Raw genomic sequence first — 17,849 nt, 5'->3', positions numbered from 1 at the left:
CTGAAGCCGCTCCTACGTTGATGCAAGCACCGGCCTAAACCCTTGTAGGAGCGGCTTCAGCCGCGAAAGAATCGCCTACAGCGCGGTATCCAGCAACGCCTCAGTCACTACCACCGGTTCACCATCGATCAGCGTCTGCAATGCCAGAAACTCCAGCGCCGAGGCGCGCCAGGACTGCGCTGCCGCCAGCGCCGCGCAACGCTCCCGATCCAGCTCCAGCGCAGCCAGGCAAGCGACGTGCAGATCCTCGTCCATCACGCCACTGAGCCCTTGCTGCAGCACATCCAGAGGCCCGGCCACCGGAAACGCGGCCACGGGGGTACCGCAGGCCAGCGCCTCCAGCATCACCAGGCCATAGGTATCAGTACGCGAGGGGAAGACCAGCACCGATGCCTGTTGGTAGGCCTCGGCCAGCGCCTGGCCATGGCGATAACCGAGAAAGCGCACCTGCGGATACTGCAATTGCAGCGCCTCACACTGCGGACCGTCACCGACCACACGTTTCTCGCCCGGCAGATCCAGATCGAGAAAGGCCTGTAGATTCTTTTCCGGGGCGATCCGCCCAACATAGAGAAACACTGGCCGCACGGGCCGAAGGCGCGCTGCGTCTGGTCGAAACAGTTGGGTGTCGACACCCTTACGCCACAGCTGCAAGCGCTGCAGTGCCCAACTGGCGAACTCCTCGCGCAGACGTTCGGTGGTGACCAGCACCGCCTGGCTGGGACGGTGGAAGGCTCGCAGAAAGGCATAGCCGAAGCGCGGTGCAATCCACGGCCAACGCGTGCTGACGTATTCAGGAAAACGCGTATGGATAGCGCTGGAGAACGCCAGCCCACGCTTGACCAGCCAGCGCCGCGCTGCCCAGCCCAGCGGCCCCTCGGTCGCGAGGTGCACGCAGTCAGGACGAAAATCGCGAATCGCCGCACCAACGCGCCATAGATCCCACACCAGCGGAATCTCCGGATAAGTCGGACATGGCACGGCGCGAAAATCGGCGGGCGACAACAGCTTGACCTGATGCCCCAGCCCACGCAGCTCACCGATCAGCGCTGCCAGACTGGTAACCACGCCATTGACCTGAGGCGCCCAGGCGTCGGAGACGATCAGTATCCTCATGCGCCGGTCTCGAGGACGACAGTCTGCTCCTCGCTGGTCTGCTGCGCCTCGGCCAGGCGATAGAGCTCGATCTGCCCGTCCCAGTGCTCGATCAGCGCCGTGCAGGACTCCACCCAATCGCCGCAGTTCATGTACTCCACGCCGCTCACCTGGCGGATCTCGGCATGGTGGATATGGCCACAGACCACGCCCTGCAGGCCGCGCTTGACGCACTCATGAGCGATGGCCTCCTCGAAGTCGCTGATGAAGTTCACCGCCGTCTTGACCTTGTGCTTGAGGTAGGCCGACAGCGACCAGTAGCCATAGCCCCAGCGGCTGCGCCAGTGGTTGAGCCAGCGATTGAGGGTCAGGGTGAACTCGTAGGCCGAGTCGCCGAGAAAAGCCAGCCAGCGGTGATAACGGGTGATCACGTCGAACTGGTCGCCGTGGATCACCAGCAGTTGGCGGCCATCGACCGTGACGTGCACCGCCTCGTCCACCAACTGAATATTGCCAAGTAGCAAGCTCGAGTAGCGGCGCAGGAATTCGTCGTGGTTGCCGGTGACGTAGATCACCTCGGTGCCGCGCTTGCTCATGGTCAGCAGGCGACGGATCACGTTGGTGTGCGCCTGCGGCCAGTAGATGCCGCCACGCAGTTTCCAGCCGTCGATGATGTCGCCCACCAGGTAGATGCGGTCTGCGTGATAACGCTTGAGGAAGGCCGCCAGGTGCTCAGCCTGGCAATCGCGCGTACCGAGGTGCACATCAGAGATCCACAGGGTGCGGACACGTTGTTTGCGGCTGGGCTTGGCGAGCTGGGCGCTGGTCATGGGCGGCCTCCGGCTGGGTTTAGTCGAGCTTGAGGCGTTGCGGTGAAAGGCTTGTGACAGGAAAAAGACCGTTTCATGACGCAGCAGTGCTTCGGCCCAGGCGTTACACTGCGGCGGTTGCCGAGGAACCCGCCATGCACCCGATTCTGTCCCTGCGTCATTACAGCCACGAAGTGCTCAGCCATAGCCATGAGCATGCGCAACTGGTCTTCGGCCTGGCTGGCGAGCTGCAATTCGACGTGGATGGCCAAGGCAGCCGGGTGTTGCGTCATCACCTGGCCGTAGTGCCGGCCGAAGCACGCCACACCTGCGGCAGCCCACGCGGCAGCCAGTGCCTGGTGCTGGACCTGCCGGCCAACGACTGGCTCGAACGCCAGCTTGGCCATCACGCGAGCGACATCCAGCGCCTGCTGGACAGACCCAACGCACTGCAGCTCGATCCCTCCCAGGGCCAGTTGCTCAACTGGCTGGCCAGCAGCCCGATCAACGACCCGATCATAGCCGGCCAGGGCGCCGCCCTGCTGCTGGGCAGCCTGGCCTGCAGCCGCCAGCAACGCGAACCGGCTGGTTTGCCCCTGGCCGCTCTCGATCACTACATCGATCAGCATGCCGCTCACCCGCTGCAGGTGGCGGACCTGGCACGCCTGGCCGGCCTTTCCGTGGCGCGTCTGCATGCCCGCTTCCAGGCTGAAACCGGCCGTACCCCCATGGAGCACATCCGCCAGCGGCGCCTGCAACTGGCCGAGCAGCTGTTGCGCGGCAGCGACCTGGCCGTTGGCGAAATCGCCGCCCGGGTCGGCTACAGCTCACAAAGCGCCTTCACCGCCGCCCTCTCCCGCCACCTGGGCATGACCCCACGGCAATTGCGCCGTACGCGCTAGCCAGCACACGAGCAGTAGGGTGCGCCGCGCGCACCGGCCGTTAGCGATGCCGCACGTGCCCTCGATAGCCTGGCGACAAAACGTCTGATTCCCGCGACAGACAATGGCCGCCTACGGCACCTAGACTGCGCGGCATCATCGAAGGAGTACCCCCATGCAAACCATCGAATGGCAGGATTTCGAGAAGGTGGAGCTACGCGTCGCCACCATTCGCAGCGCCCGCCGCAATGAAAAAGCGCTGAAGCCGGCCTACGTGCTGGAGGTCGATCTCGGCGAACTGGGCGTCAAGACCTCCAGTGCTCAGATCACCGCGCACTACGGCTGTGACGAACTGATTGGTCGTCAGGTGCTGTGCGTCTGCAACTTCGCGCCCAAGCGCATCGCCGGGGTGCGCTCGGAAGTACTGGTGACCGGTGTTTATGACAGTGAGAATCGCGTCGTCCTGGCCGGCTTCGACAAGCCGCTGCCCAACGGTGCGCGCCTGGCATGACGGAACGTAACGCCCTGCTGGCGATTCACCTGGGTGCCCTGCTGTTCGGCCTGTCAGGCATTTTCGGCAAACTGGCGGCGACCACACCGAACATGATTGCAGGCGGCCGCGCGCTCTTCGCCGTGCTCGCCTTGAGCCTGGCTGCCGCACTCTGGCGCAGCCGCAACGCTGTGCGTCCCAGCCTGCGGCAGATGGCGCTGCTGGCACTCGGCGGCCTGCTGCTGGGCACGCACTGGGTCACCTTCTTCGAGGCGGTAAAAATATCCGGTGTAGCTATCGCCACGTTGGGTTTCGCCAGTTTCCCGGCTTTCACCGTCCTGCTCGAGGGCCTGCTGTTTCGTGAGCGCACCCGGCCCAGCGAGTTCGCCATGGTCGGTGTGGTGTGCGTGGGGCTGGTTCTGGTCACGCCCGAATTCAGCCTCGACAGTGGCGCCACCGTCGGGCTGCTGTGGGCCGTGCTGTCGGGCTTTCTGTTCGCCCTGCTGTCGCTGCTCAATCGCGCCAGCACCCGCGGCCTCGACCCGGTAAAGGCTGCGCTGTACCAAAACATCACGGTGCTGATCTGCTTCCTGCCGCTGGCCTGGCCACTGCTGCCCAGCGTGCGCCCGGTGGACTGGCTGTGGCTGGCGATGCTCGGGATCTTCTGCACGGGCCTGGCGCACAGCCTGTTCGTCGCCAGCCTGCGCGTGCTCAAGGCGCGCACCACGGCGGTGATCTTCGCCCTGGAGCCGGTCTACGGGATTCTGTTCGCCTGGTGGCTGTTCAGCGAGCAGCCGACGCTGCGCATGCTCGCAGGGGGCGTGCTGATCGTCAGCGCCATCTTCGTTTCCGCACGGATGGCGCGTTGACCCTAAGACGTCGCCCAAGAGCCTGTTTAGGATCTCGCGAGCTAGAGCGGTACAACACCGATGGCGGCCCCACAAAAATAAGCGAGGCACGGTCGGAGTCGCGAGCGACTGTACTTTTGTACATGAGCATTTCGACCGGGCTGGCGCTCCAGATTGTTTTTAACGCAGTAACGCCGACGCGCAGCAGATCATAAATAGGCTCTAGCGGTCGTTATGCCCAAGGTCGCGACCTGGATCGATCAGATCGCGCACCCGCTGCTTGAGCACCTTGGCCTCCGGGAAACCGCCGTCGGCCTTGCGCTCCCAGATCTGCTGGTCGTTGCAGAGGATGCGAAAAACACCGCCCGTGCCCGGCTCCAGGCTGACCCGTCCCAGCTCATCGGCAAAAGTGCTGAGCAGTTCCTGGGCCAGCCAGGCGGCGCGCAGCAGCCATTGGCACTGCGTGCAATAGGTGATGACGATTTCTGGCTTGTGATCGGACATGGCAGCGGCTCTACGGTGGGGCTTGATGCCTATAATAGCGGCCTTTGTCCCTGCTTCTGCCGGAAACCACCATGCGCCGCCTGCTCTTTTCGCTGATCTGTCTGCTCGCCCTCTCCAGCCAGCCTGCCTTCGCTGCCGAACGTGTCGGGCTGGTGTTGTCTGGCGGTGCCGCCCGCGGCCTGGCGCACATTGGCGTGCTCAAGGTGCTGGAGGAACAAGGCATCCGTATCGATGCCATCGCTGGCACCAGCATGGGCGCCATCGTTGGTGGGCTTTACGCTGCCGGCTACTCGGTAGCCGAGCTTGAGCGCCTGGCGCTGGAACTGGACTGGCAACAGGCGCTGTCCGACTCACCGCCACGCGAGGACATCCCCTTTCGCCGCAAGCAGGATGACCGCGACTTCCTGATCAAGCAAAAACTCAGCTTTCGCGACGACGGCAGTCTGGGCCTGCCACTGGGTGTGATCCAGGGACAGAACCTCGCGCTGCTGCTGGAAAGTCTGCTGGTACACCGCAGCGCCACCCGCGACTTCGATCATCTGCCGATCCCCTATCGCGCCGTGGCCACCGACGTGGTCAGCGGCGAGCAGGTGATCATGGGCAGCGGGCACCTGCCGCAGGTGATGCGCGCCAGCATGTCCATCCCTGCAGTATTCGCACCGGTAGAAGTGGACGGTCGCCTGCTGGTCGATGGCGGCATGGTCAACAACGTGCCAATCGACGTGGCACGGCAGATGGGGGTCGACCATGTCATCGTCGTCGACCTCGGCATGCCGCTGAAACCGGCCAAGGATCTGCTCACCGTGGTCGACGTGATGAACCAGTCGATCAACCTGATGATGCGCAAGAACTCTGAAGCGCAATTGGCGACGCTGAGCGCCGACGACGTGCTGATCCAGCCGCCGCTGGCTGGCTTCGGCGTGGCCGACTTCAGCCGTGGCGAACAGATGATGGAGGCCGGCTACCGCGCCACGCAGATTCAGACCGAGCGCCTGGCACGCCTGCGCACCACCGGCGCCGGCAACCCGGCTCTGGCCATGGCCCGCACCCGCGAGCAGCGCACCCCGGTGATCCGCGAGATTCACGTGGAGAATGACTCAAAAGTCGGCGATGAGGTCATTCGCCGTCACATCCGCCAGACGCTGGGCGAACCGCTGGACATGGATCGCCTGCAGAAGGACATGGGCACGCTGTACGGCCTGGATTACTTCGAGCGCGTGCAATACCGAGTGGAGCCACTGGATGAACGCGGCAGCGCACTGGTGATCGATGCGCGTGGCAAGCGCACCGGCACCGACTACCTGCGCCTGGGGCTCAACCTGTCCGACGACATGCGCGGCGATAGCGCTTTCAACATCGGCGCCAGTTATCGCATCAACGGCATCAACGAACTCGGCGCCGAATGGCTGACGCGCCTGCAACTGGGTGACCGTCAGGAGCTCTACAGCGAGTTCTATCAACCACTGGACGCCGGTTCGCGTTATTTCGTCGCGCCCTACCTGTTCGGCGAGGCGCAGAACGTCGAAGCGATTCTGGACAACGACCCCATCGCCGAATATCGCCTGGAGCGCTACGGTTATGGCCTCAATCTCGGCCGGCAGATCGCCAACAACGGCGAGATCCGCTTCGGCGTCGGCCAGGCCTGGGGCGAAGCGAATGTACGCGTCGGCGAACGCGACCTGCCCAGCTTCAGCTTCACCGAGGGCTACTACGAGCTGCTGTACTCCTTCGACACCCTCGACAACCTCGACTTCCCGCGCACCGGCGAGGATATCGGCGTGATGTTGCGCAAGTACGACCGCAGCCTGGGCTCCGACGAGGCGTATCGCCAGTGGCAAGTGAAGCTGGACAAGGCGTACAGCCACGGCCCCAACACCTGGCTGTTGGGCGGGCGCTATGGCCGCACTCTGGATGAAGCGGAGGTGGTCACCTCGGGCTTCATTCTCGGCGGTGCTCAGGAGTTGTCGGGTTTCCGCCAGGATTCGCTCAGCGGCCAGAACATGGCGCTGGCGCGGATGATCTACTACCGGCGCCTGACGCAGAACTCAATGCTGCCACTGAACTTCCCGCTGTACCTGGGTCTGTCGCTGGAGCGCGGCCGCACCTGGAACAACGACAATGCCTTCGACAGCGGCTACATCAATGCCGCCAGCATCTTCCTCGGCCTGGATACCCCGCTGGGCCCGCTCAACCTCAGCTATGGTTTCAACGACGAGCGGGAAAAGGCGCTGTACCTGAATCTCGGTAAGAGTTTCTGAAACAACGAGGCCGCGCATGTGCGCGGCCTCGTCGAGTACAGCTACAGCAATCTGTCAGGCGATTTCTGCCAATAGCTGGCGCGCCGCCTTTCTCTGCTCGTCGTCACCATGGTCGATCACGTCATTGAGGATGTCGCAGGCGGTGGCGATGTCACCCTGCTTGATATAGGCCAGCGCCTGATTGAGCTTGGTCATGTGCTCGGGGTCGGTCGCCAACTGGTCGATATCACCCTGTAGCGCCGCAGTGGCATCAGCGTCCCCGGCAAATGCGTCGAGGAAGTTGTCGTCCAGCCCCTGCGGCTCATCGATCAGTACCATTTCCATCTCGCCAAAGGCGCTCAGTTGCTCATCTTCATGATGCAGTTCGAACACCTCCGGCAGCTCCTGCAGGTTGCTGGCGAACGACGCATCGAACTCCGGCTCGGCAGCGGGCTTGGCTTTGGCCTTGGCGGCAGCCGGGAACGGGCTGACCAGATCCCAGTCAGCATCCAATGACAGATCGTCGAGGTTGAGCTGAAAATCCTGCTCGGCCAGCGGCTCAGCAGCTGCCGGCAACGGCGCAACAGGTTCTTTCGGCGTTTGCTGAGACATCTGCATGTTCGGATGACGCGACTTCAGCGCGTCGATGCGTGCGGCATCGAACGCCTCGGCACGCAGCACCGCCTCCTCACGAGCAAAGCCCTGCCCATCACCGAGCATCGCCATGACCTCCAGCAGACGGAAACGCAGATCACTGCGCTGCGACTCCTGAGCCAGCGCCTTGTTCAATTCACCGCGAGCCTCACTGAGACGACCGTAGGCGATATAGACATTGACCGCCTCAAGGGGGTCGACCGGCCCCTGAGCACGAGCAAGCACCGGCGTCGGTACGGCCCTGGCCACTGGTTCGGCGGGCACAGTAGCGGCAAGCGCGGCGAGCGGTGGCTGGGGTTGCTGCTGAGGCGGCTGCGCCTTCGGTTGTACCTGCACCACGGGTTTGGCTTTCTCGCCACGCCGCCGCGCGGCCCAGAACAGCGCACCGAGCAGCAGCAACAGGCCGAGACCACCGGCCAGCAGCGTCGACCACCAGCCGCGCTCGGCGACAGGCTCTTCCACGCTTGCCGGAGCAGCGGCAACGGGCTCGATCGGCGTACGCGCAGCCAGCTCAGCCAATTGAGCATCTTTCTGCGCCAGTTGCTCCTGCAATTGCTGGAGTTGCAGTTGCAGCTGCGCCAAGCCTTGTTGCAGTTGCAGGTTTTCGGCTGCCTGGTTGGCCAGTTCCAGATCCACCTGGCGCTGCTTCTCGGCCAGCAGTTCAAGGCTTTCGGTTGGTTGCGGCGCGGGCTCGACAGCAGCCAACGGCGCGCTTACCGGCCCTTCGATGCTGCCTTCTGCAACCACAGGTGCGGCCTCGGCAGCTAGCGGAGCAACAATCGGCTGCGCGGCAGCGGCACGAGCGGCGTCCGGCAGCAATAGATCGGCGCCGGCCTGCAGACGACCAGGGTCGCCACCGGCGAAAGCGCTGGGGTTGAGGGCCAGAATACCCTCCATCAATACCTGCTGAGACAGCGTGCTGCCCTGCTCACGCAAACGCGCAGCGATGGACCAGAGGCTATCGCCGCGCACGACCTGATGACGATGCCCTGCCGAGGCACTCGGCGGGGTGATCGCTCGAACCGACGAAGCCGGGGCTTGAGTGCGCGGAGCCGCTTGCGAGACCGCAGCAGCACTTGGCGCCGCCACCGAGGTATAAGCCGAGGAACCAGGCGGATCGAGCAGGACTGTGTATTCACGCAGCAGCTGACCGTTGGGCCGCGCCACTTCGACGATGAAGTTCAGGTAGGGCTCACGCACCGGGCGGCTGGAAACCACACGAATCACACTGCGCGAACCTCGCAACAGCGGCGTGAAGCGCAGATCATTGAGAAAGTAGAAACGCTCGACACCCGAGCGGTTGAATACCTCGGCAGGTGCCAGGCCAACACTCAGATCCTGAGCGCCCAGGTCACCCACCTCGAGCAACTCGATCTCGGCCTCGAACGGCTGGTTCAATGCCGAATGCAGCGTGATCTCACCCAAACCAAGCGCCGGTGCCATTCCCGAATAGAGAGCGGAGCCCGAAGCCAAACCCAACATTAACTGACGCACCCGAGCCATGTGACCTCCAGGGTTATCCGGCTCGAACGCCACCTCCTCGACTTCCTGTCTGAGCTTCCCTTGGCCGGGAGGCTGGCGCCCTTCATAGTTCCGAGAACGAGCGACAAGGTCCTTGTCGAGATCGTCTCGGATTGCATTATGGCTACTAATTCACAAAGTAGCGGCTTGGACGCCAGTTTGCCGACGAAAGCACGGTGCCATCAAGCGCCATCAAGCGCCATCAGTCAAAAGTTAGGCACAAAAGAATAATCCGATCAAAAAACGATCAGATTTTGACAGTATCAACCGATTCACTTCATCAGATTGCCGAGCACTCGAGCATGGACCTGCTGACAGCGGCGTAGATCATCGTCGTCGATGCCGGCGAAAACCTCATGACGAAGCTGGGTTGAAATCGCTTCGATCTTCTCGATCAGCGGCTGTGCCTTGGGCTGCAGCGCGATCTTCTTGGCGCGACGATCCTCAGGCACCGCCACGCGAATCACCAGCTCCTGGTTTTCCAGGCTGTCGAGCAGACGAGCCAGGGTCGGCCCTTCTACACCGACACTCTGCGCCAATTCACGCTGGGTCGGCATTTCAGTGAAACGCGCCAGGTGCAGCAGCACCAGCCAGCGAGCCTGAGACAGTCCGAGACCGACCAGGCGCCTGTCGAGTTCGGAACGCCAGGCGCGCGACAACTGGGCAACCTGCATGGCAAAACGATGTTGATCGGGGTAAGACATGGGTAAGCGGACTCATACAAAGGTCAAAAACTAATTATTAGCCAGCTAGCCATAACCCGATGCCCAGGGCAAGCGCAGATTGCGTCGTGAGCGTTGCAGAATGCGACCGAGCGCCCGCATTGCTGCTGTATGTCAGGCTGCGACCTTGTTGCGGCCAAAGGCCTTGGCCTCGTATAGCGCACGGTCGGCCTGCTCATAGAGCTGACTCAGATCAGGTTGGCTACCGGGGCTCAGCCAGGCTACACCGATGGACATGGTCAGCACCGCGGCGCTGTCAGAGCCGCGATGCGCGATGGCGGCCTCCTCCAGCGACTGCCGCAACACTTCGGCACGTTGTCTGGCCTCATCGGCGCCGATGTCGAACAGCAGCAGTGCGAACTCTTCACCGCCGAGACGCACCCCCATGTCCAGCGGCCGCCGCGCAGACTGTTCGATCAGCGCGCCGATGCGCTGCAAGGCCACGTCGCCAGCCTGGTGGCCGTAACAGTCGTTGTAGGCTTTGAAGTGATCGATATCGCATAGCAGCAGCGCCAGTGACTTGCCGTCACGCTGCGCCTGGCGCCATAAACGCTCGAATTGTCGATTGAAACTGCGGCGATTGTGCAGCCCCGTGAGGCTGTCGTGGTAAGCCAGCAGGCGCATCAACCTGCTGATCAGAAAGTGTTCGCGCGACTTGTATTCCAGGAGGTAGCAGCCGACGGCGCCCGTCAGGTTGCCGAACGAGAGAAACAGGATGTTGTTGATCAAGCGCGGCGTGGCCAGCCCTGCGGACAAATCCGCAAGCACGTAGGTGAGCATCACCACCAGGGAACAGGCCAGCGCCTCGCTCAGGCGCAAGCCGACGAGAAAGTACGCCGCCATGCTTACCAGCAGCAAACCTTCATAGGGGTAGTTGGGTTCGACCCGATGGGCGATACCGACGATCAGCGACGCGCCCACGCCGAGCGCGAGAATGCAGGTCATGCTCAGCGGCAACAGAAGATGGATATGCCGACGCTGCAGGATCAGGGCCGCACAGATCAGCAGGATCAGCAACACCACGACGCGCACGGCGAGCACCCAGCCCAGGTGCGATGCAGGCACCACGAGCATGTCGAGTGCTGCCAGGGACAGCCAGATGACGGTGGCGATAATGAGTGCGAAACGCTTGAGCTCGAAGCTGTCTTCGAGCAAATGGGCACGGTACTCGCGCTCCAGGCCACGAGAAAAACGTAACCAGCGAAAACCCAGGCTCAGTTGGTCTGCATAGGGGCTCGGACGAACCTCATCGAGCCAGGCATGGTAGTTAGGCACCGTTACCTCGTTCAGTGGCGACCTGCCCACACCTTAGCCTTGTCAGCGAAATGCCGCCAGAATCATGCAGGCGAGTTTCGCCACAGAACACCTACATCTCGAACTCGACCTGCAGCGCAGCGCGTACGCAATAGAGCACCGTTTCATCAACACGGCCGGCAAACAGTGGCGCGACTTCGCTCACCGGCGGCAACTCGCCCTCGCCGTCGAGGAAGCTCTCCTGAATCTCGCCCAGCAGTTCTTCCGGCAGATCCAGCGCCTGCTCCAGCGTCAGTTGCTGCTGGGCGATGGCCTCGGCCAGCAGGCTGTAGACGTTCTTCTCGCTGCAGCCCAGCTGATTGGCAATCTGCGCAGGCGTCATTCCAGCACGGGCCAAGCTGACCAGCTCGTGGCGCAAATCGGCGACCGGGGCCGGCGCTTCGTTCGCGGCGCTGCCATTTAGCACTTCCAGGAACGCCTGACCGTAACGCTCCAACTTGCGCGCCCCGACACCACTGACCTCGGCCATCTCGCTCAGCGAACCGGGCTGGCTGCGCAGCATCTCCAGCAGCGTGGCATCAGGGAAAATCACGTACGGCGGCACGCTGTGCTCTTCCGCCAGCTTGCGGCGCAGGCCGCGCAGTGCTTCCCACATCTCCCGCTCGTGGCCGCGTACCAGTTGGCTGGCTGCGCTGCTGGAGGCCTTGGCCGCCTGCGCCGGCTTGGGCTCGCGGCGCAGTTGCAAGCCAACCTCGCCCCGTAACAACGGCCTGCAGGTCTCACTCAGGCGAAGACCACCGAAGCCTTCCAGATCGACGTCAGCCAGGCCACGGGCGACCAGCTGGCGAAACAGCGTGCGCCACTCGACTTCGGAAAAGCCCTTACCGACGCCGAATACCGCCAGGTGCTGATGACCGGAACTGCGGATTTTCTCGTTGTCGCGGCCGAGCAGAATGTCCACCAGATGGCCGACGCCATAGCGCTGGCCACTGCGATAGACGGCCGACAACGCTTGGCGTGCCGGCTCGGTGGCATCCCAGGTCTCGACGCCATCGATGCAGTTGTCGCAGTGACCGCAAGGGTTGGGCAATTCTTCATCGAAGTAGGCCAGCAGCGCCTGGCGCCGGCAGCGCGTCTCTTCGCACAGCGCGAGCATGGCATCGAGCTTGTGCTGCTCGATGCGCTTGTGGCGCTCGTCGCCTTCGGAGTTGTTGAGCATCTGCTTGAGGAAGATCACATCCTGCAGGCCGTAGGCCATCCAGGCGTCGGCCGGCAAGCCGTCACGACCGGCGCGCCCGGTCTCCTGGTAGTAAGCCTCCAGCGACTTGGGCAGATCCAGGTGGCAGACGAAGCGCACGTTGGGTTTGTCGATGCCCATGCCGAAGGCGATGGTCGCCACCATGATCAACCCTTCCTCATTGAGAAAGCGCTTCTGGTTAAAGGCCCGCAACTCGTTGGGCAGGCCAGCGTGATAAGGCAGCGCCGGGAAACCCTGACTGCTGAGGAAGTCGGCGACCTCCTCGACCTTCTTGCGCGACAGGCAGTAGACGATGCCGGCATCGCCCTTGCGCGCGGCGAGAAAGCCGAGCAGTTGCTTGCGCGGCTGATCCTTGGGCTGGATGCGGTAGAAGATGTTCGGGCGGTCGAAGCTCGACAGGAAGCGCTCGGCGTTGTTCAGCTGCAGGCGCTGGACGATCTCTTCGCGGGTGCGTTTGTCCGCCGTGGCGGTCAGGGCAATACGCGGCACCGCGGGGAACAGCTCGGCGAGCTGGCCGAGCTGCAGGTATTCCGGGCGGAAATCATGGCCCCATTGCGACACGCAATGCGCCTCGTCGATGGCGAACAGGGCGATATCCAGGCCCTGCAGGAAGCTCAGCATGCGTGGTTGCACCAGACGCTCGGGCGCCAGGTAGAGCATCTTGATCTGCCCGCGGCGGATGCGGTCGGCGATCTCGCGCTGCTCATCGGCGCTCAGCGTGGAATTCAGCGCCACGGCGGCCACGCCCAGTTCGTCGAGGGTCGCCACCTGATCGTCCATCAGCGCGATCAGCGGTGAAACCACCACGGCCAGGCCCTCACGCATCAGCGCCGGCACCTGGAAGCACAACGACTTGCCGCCGCCAGTAGGCATCAGTACCAAGGCATCGCCGCCTGCCGCGACACGCTCGATGATCGCGGCCTGGTTGCCGCGAAAGGCGTCGTAGCCGAAAACGTCTTTGAGAATGCGCTGGGCGTGGTCGAGCATGAAGGCCTCCAAATCGAGCCGCACATTATGCCGCATGATCGGCTACAACAGGGCGCCTCCCCGTCCGAAGCCGCTCAATCGCCGCTGGCAGAGCGCCCGTGCTGGTCGCAGAGGCGGCGGTGAACTAGAATCCAACCTCGTTTATCCCCTAAGCCTCAAGGTAACCCCACGATGTCCTTCGCCGAGCAACTGTCCCGCCTGCAAGCCTTCCTCGATGCCGATGAGCTGCACGAAGAAGCGTTGGACTACGTGGCCGCCCATGGCTACCTGACCGCCCTGGCGATCTGCCCGGATCAGGTGCCGGAGCGTGAGTGGATCGATGCGCTGTTCGCCGAGCCGCCGCACTACCGCAGCGACGCCGAGCGCGAAGAGATCGAAAGCACCCTGATCCACCTGAAGGCCCATATCGCCCGTCAGCTTGCAGGTGAAGAAGAGCCCGAGCTGCCTTGCGACCTGGACCTCGGTGAAGAGCCGGACGATTCCGATCTGCGCGGCTGGTGCATCGGTTTCATGGAAGGGGTGTTCCTGCGCGAAGCGGTGTGGTTCGAAGATGCCGAGGACGAAGTCAGCGAGCTGCTGTTGCCGATCATGGTCGGCTCCGGTCTGTTCGACGAGCAGCAGGAGTTCGCCGAGATCGCCCGTGACCACGACCTGGTGGACAGCATGATCGACCAGATCCCGGAACTGCTCACCGCCCTCTTCCTGCTGTGCCAGGCTCCGGAAGAAAAACCCGCACTGCTCAAGCCCCGCCACTGATTCATGCACGCCGGGGCATCACCCGGCTACCGACAAGACTCGCCCATGCCGCGTGACATTCAGCCCAGCCGCCATCGCAGTGTCCGCTATCTGCTGCTGACCATCGGCTGGCTGAGCGTGGCGCTCGGGGTCATCGGTATCTTTCTGCCGGTGCTGCCGACCACGCCCTTTCTACTATTGGCTGCCGCCTGCTTCGTTAGAAGCTCGCGGCGCTTCTATCTGTGGCTGGTGATGCACCCGCACCTTGGCCCGTGGATTCGTGACTACCTCGACGGCGAGGGCATTCCGCGCAAGGCCAAGGTCTACGCGCTGAGTCTGATGTGGGCGAGCATCGCCTTCTCCTGCTACCTGGTGCCGATGTTCTGGGCCCGCACCTTCATGCTGACCAGCGCCGTGCTGGTCAGCCTCTATATCCTGCGCCAGAAGACGCTGCCCAATCCCTGAGGCGCTGTGTCAGTGACCGTCCGCTGTGGATTGCATCCAGGCTACGCGCGACAGTCGACAACCTTTTGACACCGCACATCCGCCCAAGCGAAGCGGCCGGCAAAAAATCGACACCTCGCCTAGACTCTGCGAATCAGGCCTGGAGGCAACGATCCCATGCGACGGCGACGTGTTCAGGGATGGCGGTGGCACCTGTCGATCCTCTGGATCGGCGGTCTGCTGCTGGCTGGCCTGGCGTTGGCCAACTGGGACTTCGCACAGATCCTGAAGAACGCCGAAAGCCGCTACGGCAACCTCGGCCCGGCACGCACGCGCATCCTCGACTGGGAAGCGCTGATCAAGGCCAGTGCGGCTTTACCTGAGGCCGACAAGCTCAACGAGGTCAATCGCTTCTTCAACCGCAAGGTACGCTTCGTCGACGACAGTCAGCTATGGCGTGAAAACGATTACTGGGCCACCCCCGTGGAAATGCTGGTCAAGGGCGCTGGCGATTGCGAGGACTACTCCATCGCCAAGTACTTCACCCTGCGTCGCCTCGGCATTCCCAGCGAGAAGCTGCGCATCACTTACGTCAAGGCGCTGAACTACAACCAGGCGCATATGGTGCTGACCTATTACGCCAACCCCAGCGCCGAGCCGTTGGTGCTGGACAACCTGATCAACGACATCCGCCCTGCCTCGCAGCGCAAGGACCTGCTCCCGGTCTATGCCTTCAATGCCGAAGGCCTCTATCTGCCTGGCTCCAATACCCGCAAGAGCGACTCGAAGAAGCTCTCGCGCTGGCAAGACATCCTGAAAAAAATGCACGCCGAAGGCTTCGCCGTGGGCGAAGGCTAGGAGGAACGACATGTCCTTACTGAAGCAGCTATTCCTCGCCATTTGCCTGTTCCTGGTCGTGGCTTTTACCGGCAGTTTCGTCGCCAGCGTCGAAACCTCGCGTGAACAACTGCTCAGCCAGTTGCGCTCACACGCACAGGACGCCGCCACGGCGCTGGGCCTGTCGATGACACCACACGTGGACGACCCGGCCATGCTCGAACTGATGGTCAGCTCGATCTTCGATAGCGGCTACTTCGCCAGCATCCGCGTGGTGAGCATTCCCGACGACAAGGTACTGGTCGAACGCAGCACTGAGGTACGAGCAGAAAACGTCCCGCAGTGGTTCGTCGATCTGGTGAACCTCGAACCCGAAGGCGGCGATGCACTGATCATGCGCGGCTGGGAACAGGCCGCGCGGGTCGAGGTGCTCAGCCATCCTCAGTTCGCCCTGGCCAAGTTATGGGACGGCGCCATCGGCAGCCTGCTCTGGCTGCTGCTCTGTGGCCTGGTCAGCGCCGTGCTCGGTGGCTGGCTGCTGCGCACACAACTGCGCCCGCTGGACAACATGGTGCAGCAAGCGCAGGCCATCACCCGCCGCGAATTTCTCACCCTGCCACGCGTACCGCGTACACCGGAACTCAAGCGCGTGGTACTGGCCATGAACCAGATGGTCGACAAGCTCAAAACGCTGTTCGCCGAAGAAGCCGCGCGCAGCGAGAAATTGCGTGAAGAAGCCTACCAGGACAGCCTCACCGGCCTGGCCAACCGCCGACAATTCGATATTCGCCTGAGCAACCAACTGGCGGTCAACGAACAGAACGCAGAAGGCTATCTGCTGTTGTTGCGCGTCAACGACCTCGGCGGCCTCAACCAGCGCCTTGGCGGGCAGCGCACCGATGCACTGATCGGCGCGTTGGGAGAACTGCTCAAGCGCCTGCTGGATGCTCCGGGGCGCAGCGAGTGGCTGGCTTCACGCAGCCGTGGCGGCGAATTCACCCTGCTCGCGCCGGGTTTGAGCAGCGATGACGCCAACCACCTCGCTGAAGAGATCAGCGAACACCTGAACAACCTGCATCAAACCGGTGCCAGCGACTGCAATCCGGTGGCCCATATCGGCATCGCGGCGTTTCGCCCTGGCGAGGAGCCGGCCAGCGTGATCGGACGCGCCGACCAGGCACTGGCCCAGGCGCAAAGCAATGCGGCCAAGTGCTGGGAACGCCTCGACGACTTCACCGCGCAGAGCAGCCAGGGCCTGCACGACTGGCGCGGCTGGATCGACGAGGCGCTCAACCAGGGCAAGCTACAGCTGTACTTCCAACCGGTGGTCGAATGCGTTTCAGGCGCGCTGCTGCAACGCAAGGTGCTGGCGCGTCTGCTCGACCCGCAGGGCGAAGCCATTGCCGCTGGGCGCTTCCTGCCGTGGATCGAACGCCTTGGCTGGGGCGCCCGTTTCGACCTGGCCATGCTCGAACACGCCCTCACCCACCTGGCTCAGCACCCCGAACCACTGGCGCTCAGTTTGTCTGCTGCGACCCTACGTGAACCTGCAAAGCGGGCAAAGCTTCTGGCGCTGCTCAAGGAACATCCGGAGCAGGCCAGCTTGCTGACTCTGGAAGTCGACGAGCGCCATCTGCCACCACCGACGGAACTGGAAGCGCTGAGCCAGAGCCTGCGTGAAGCAGGCTATAGCCTGGGTTTGCAACACTTCGGCGGGCGCTTCAGCCTGATCGGCAACCTGACCCACCTGGGGTTGGCGTACCTGAAGATCGACGGTACCTATATCCGCGCCATCGACCTGGAGAGCGACAAGCGGTTGTTTATCGAGGCGATATTTCGCGCGACCAACAGCATCGATCTGCCGCTGATCGCCGAAATGGTGGAAACCCAGGGAGAGTTGGAGGTGCTGACCGAACTGGGTGTACACGGCGCCATGGGCCGCCTGATCGGCGCTCCGGCGCCCTGGCAGTGAAATCAATGTACTCGGCAAGCGCAGCTGCTCGGCGTTTGCTGACTAGCCTGACACCTTGATTCTCGGCCAGTCGTTACCGGGGACGGGGCACGATACCGTCATGGCGCGAGGCTACACCAGGTGGTGATCGTCATCACCGAGTAGACCACTCAGCCCTTCGATCTCGGCCCGCGCGATGGCGCGCTGGTCGAGCTTCTGCCGCGCGGCTTCGGGCAGATCGGTATAGCGAATCACACCGCGCTCGACCAGCACACTGACCACGTCTTCCAGCACGCGCACCAACTCCAGGTCGGATTGCTTGAGGCTGTCCAGGCGCGCCTTGACCTCTTCCTTGGCAGCCAGCCAGGCATGCAACTCCTCGCTTTCGACCGCCAGGTTTTCCGTCATCCCATCGAAGGGCTCGTGTTCAACCCGCAACAAACGCCCGGCCGCGTCGCGCTGTACGTAAACCATCGGTGCCTCCAGCAAACGCCATAAAAAAGCCCGCTCCCGGAACGGGTAGCGGGCTTACTCTAGTTGAGTGCTCGAACTAAGGAAACTCTGAGAAGCATTTCCTTGTGTCTGAGAAACCGCCGGCTACATGCCGACGGTTTCAACTCAA

Annotated in this window: 16 protein-coding genes; 8 read left to right on the top strand and 8 right to left on the bottom strand. The window is 63.0% G+C overall.

From position 1 onward, the window contains the following. Window positions 1-75 precede the first annotated feature (75 nt). Together BM059_RS16430 and BM059_RS16425 are read right to left on the bottom strand one after the other, a co-directional pair. On the bottom strand, window positions 76-1,116 hold the full coding sequence (locus BM059_RS16430) for a glycosyltransferase family 4 protein (RefSeq protein ID WP_074940097.1): 1,041 nt from the start codon (window positions 1,114-1,116) through the stop codon (window positions 76-78). Continuing rightward, on the bottom strand, window positions 1,113-1,925 hold the full coding sequence (locus tag BM059_RS16425; RefSeq protein WP_074940094.1) for a UDP-2,3-diacylglucosamine diphosphatase: 813 nt from the start codon (window positions 1,923-1,925) through the stop codon (window positions 1,113-1,115). The genes BM059_RS16430 and BM059_RS16425 overlap by 4 nt, the downstream gene beginning before the upstream one ends. 134 nt (window positions 1,926-2,059) lie before the next feature. Here BM059_RS16425 and BM059_RS16420 point away from each other — a divergent pair, with 134 nt between their 5' ends. From BM059_RS16420 to BM059_RS16410, 3 genes are all read left to right on the top strand, one after another. Beyond that, window positions 2,060-2,806 carry a helix-turn-helix transcriptional regulator gene (locus BM059_RS16420; RefSeq protein ID WP_037002415.1) on the top strand — a complete coding sequence of 249 codons (747 nt, stop codon included), beginning with the start codon at window positions 2,060-2,062 and terminating at the stop codon, window positions 2,804-2,806. A 154-nt stretch (window positions 2,807-2,960) separates the two neighbouring features. Then, window positions 2,961-3,296, top strand: a complete 336-nt coding sequence (locus BM059_RS16415; RefSeq protein WP_074940091.1) for a tRNA-binding protein — start codon at window positions 2,961-2,963, stop codon at window positions 3,294-3,296. Then, window positions 3,293-4,144, top strand: coding sequence for a DMT family transporter (locus BM059_RS16410; protein WP_074940089.1), 852 nt, complete (start codon window positions 3,293-3,295; stop codon window positions 4,142-4,144). Before BM059_RS16415 ends, BM059_RS16410 begins: the two co-directional genes overlap by 4 nt. Before the next feature lie 201 nt (window positions 4,145-4,345). Here BM059_RS16410 and BM059_RS16405 read toward each other — a convergent pair whose 3' ends face one another. Next, window positions 4,346-4,627, bottom strand: coding sequence for an Rdx family protein (locus BM059_RS16405; protein ID WP_074940086.1), 282 nt, complete (start codon window positions 4,625-4,627; stop codon window positions 4,346-4,348). Between the two features lie 71 nt (window positions 4,628-4,698). Between BM059_RS16405 and BM059_RS16400 the strand changes: the two genes are divergently transcribed. Next, a complete protein-coding gene (locus BM059_RS16400) occupies window positions 4,699-6,885 on the top strand; it encodes a patatin-like phospholipase family protein (protein ID WP_074940084.1) in 2,187 nt (728 codons plus the stop codon). A gap of 54 nt (window positions 6,886-6,939) precedes the next feature. On the opposite strand, the gene BM059_RS16395 is transcribed toward BM059_RS16400, so the two are convergent. From BM059_RS16395 to recQ, 4 genes are all read right to left on the bottom strand, one after another. After that, window positions 6,940-8,943: a motility hub landmark protein FimV gene (locus tag BM059_RS16395; protein WP_449240073.1), complete on the bottom strand. Its 2,004-nt coding sequence runs from the start codon at window positions 8,941-8,943 to the stop codon at window positions 6,940-6,942. A 368-nt stretch (window positions 8,944-9,311) separates the two neighbouring features. Beyond that, complete coding sequence (locus BM059_RS16390; RefSeq protein WP_037002424.1) at window positions 9,312-9,743, bottom strand: MarR family transcriptional regulator; 432 nt, start codon at window positions 9,741-9,743, stop codon at window positions 9,312-9,314. A 132-nt stretch (window positions 9,744-9,875) separates the two neighbouring features. Continuing rightward, window positions 9,876-11,036 (bottom strand): GGDEF domain-containing protein, encoded by a 1,161-nt coding sequence (locus BM059_RS16385; protein WP_074940079.1) that lies wholly within the window; start codon window positions 11,034-11,036, stop codon window positions 9,876-9,878. Between the two features lie 91 nt (window positions 11,037-11,127). Continuing rightward, window positions 11,128-13,260, bottom strand: coding sequence for a DNA helicase RecQ (gene recQ / locus BM059_RS16380; protein ID WP_074940076.1), 2,133 nt, complete (start codon window positions 13,258-13,260; stop codon window positions 11,128-11,130). A 171-nt stretch (window positions 13,261-13,431) separates the two neighbouring features. Here recQ and BM059_RS16375 point away from each other — a divergent pair, with 171 nt between their 5' ends. The 4 genes from BM059_RS16375 to lapD all read left to right on the top strand — a co-directional run bounded on the left by BM059_RS16375 (window position 13,432) and on the right by lapD (window position 17,248). Continuing rightward, entirely contained in the window at window positions 13,432-14,016 is a 585-nt protein-coding gene (locus BM059_RS16375; RefSeq protein WP_037002432.1) for a UPF0149 family protein, read from the top strand. Between the two features lie 45 nt (window positions 14,017-14,061). Next, window positions 14,062-14,460: a YbaN family protein gene (locus tag BM059_RS16370; RefSeq protein WP_074940074.1), complete on the top strand. Its 399-nt coding sequence runs from the start codon at window positions 14,062-14,064 to the stop codon at window positions 14,458-14,460. A gap of 156 nt (window positions 14,461-14,616) precedes the next feature. Then, window positions 14,617-15,297 carry a cysteine protease LapG gene (gene lapG, locus BM059_RS16365; RefSeq protein ID WP_074940071.1) on the top strand — a complete coding sequence of 227 codons (681 nt, stop codon included), beginning with the start codon at window positions 14,617-14,619 and terminating at the stop codon, window positions 15,295-15,297. Window positions 15,298-15,307: 10 nt separating this feature from the next. Further along, entirely contained in the window at window positions 15,308-17,248 is a 1,941-nt protein-coding gene (lapD, locus tag BM059_RS16360) for a cyclic di-GMP receptor LapD (protein WP_037002436.1), read from the top strand. Between the two features lie 111 nt (window positions 17,249-17,359). On the opposite strand, the gene BM059_RS16355 is transcribed toward lapD, so the two are convergent. Next, the gene (locus BM059_RS16355; protein WP_037002437.1) at window positions 17,360-17,701 is read right to left on the bottom strand and encodes a hypothetical protein; all 342 of its coding nucleotides are present in this window, start codon (window positions 17,699-17,701) and stop codon (window positions 17,360-17,362) included. Window positions 17,702-17,849 lie beyond the last annotated feature (148 nt).

The organism is Ectopseudomonas composti (assembly GCF_900115475.1).
GTDB lineage: Bacteria > Pseudomonadota > Gammaproteobacteria > Pseudomonadales > Pseudomonadaceae > Aquipseudomonas > Aquipseudomonas composti.
This window is presented reverse-complemented; position numbering and strand designations above follow the sequence as displayed.

Excerpts from the sequence above, each read along its gene's own strand:
- lapG (WP_074940071.1), top strand. The coding sequence starts at position 14,617 with ATGCGACGGCGACGTGTTCAGGGATGGCGGTGGCACCTGTCGATCCTC.
- lapD (WP_037002436.1), top strand. The coding sequence starts at position 15,308 with ATGTCCTTACTGAAGCAGCTATTCCTCGCCATTTGCCTGTTCCTGGTC.
- BM059_RS16355 (WP_037002437.1), bottom strand. The coding sequence starts at position 17,701 with ATGGTTTACGTACAGCGCGACGCGGCCGGGCGTTTGTTGCGGGTTGAA.
- BM059_RS16405 (WP_074940086.1), bottom strand. The coding sequence starts at position 4,627 with ATGTCCGATCACAAGCCAGAAATCGTCATCACCTATTGCACGCAGTGC.
- BM059_RS16425 (WP_074940094.1), bottom strand. The coding sequence starts at position 1,925 with ATGACCAGCGCCCAGCTCGCCAAGCCCAGCCGCAAACAACGTGTCCGC.
- BM059_RS16410 (WP_074940089.1), top strand. The coding sequence starts at position 3,293 with ATGACGGAACGTAACGCCCTGCTGGCGATTCACCTGGGTGCCCTGCTG.
- BM059_RS16420 (WP_037002415.1), top strand. The coding sequence starts at position 2,060 with ATGCACCCGATTCTGTCCCTGCGTCATTACAGCCACGAAGTGCTCAGC.
- BM059_RS16415 (WP_074940091.1), top strand. The coding sequence starts at position 2,961 with ATGCAAACCATCGAATGGCAGGATTTCGAGAAGGTGGAGCTACGCGTC.
- BM059_RS16375 (WP_037002432.1), top strand. The coding sequence starts at position 13,432 with ATGTCCTTCGCCGAGCAACTGTCCCGCCTGCAAGCCTTCCTCGATGCC.
- BM059_RS16400 (WP_074940084.1), top strand. The coding sequence starts at position 4,699 with ATGCGCCGCCTGCTCTTTTCGCTGATCTGTCTGCTCGCCCTCTCCAGC.
- recQ (WP_074940076.1), bottom strand. The coding sequence starts at position 13,260 with ATGCTCGACCACGCCCAGCGCATTCTCAAAGACGTTTTCGGCTACGAC.
- BM059_RS16370 (WP_074940074.1), top strand. The coding sequence starts at position 14,062 with ATGCCGCGTGACATTCAGCCCAGCCGCCATCGCAGTGTCCGCTATCTG.
- BM059_RS16390 (WP_037002424.1), bottom strand. The coding sequence starts at position 9,743 with ATGTCTTACCCCGATCAACATCGTTTTGCCATGCAGGTTGCCCAGTTG.
- BM059_RS16430 (WP_074940097.1), bottom strand. The coding sequence starts at position 1,116 with ATGAGGATACTGATCGTCTCCGACGCCTGGGCGCCTCAGGTCAATGGC.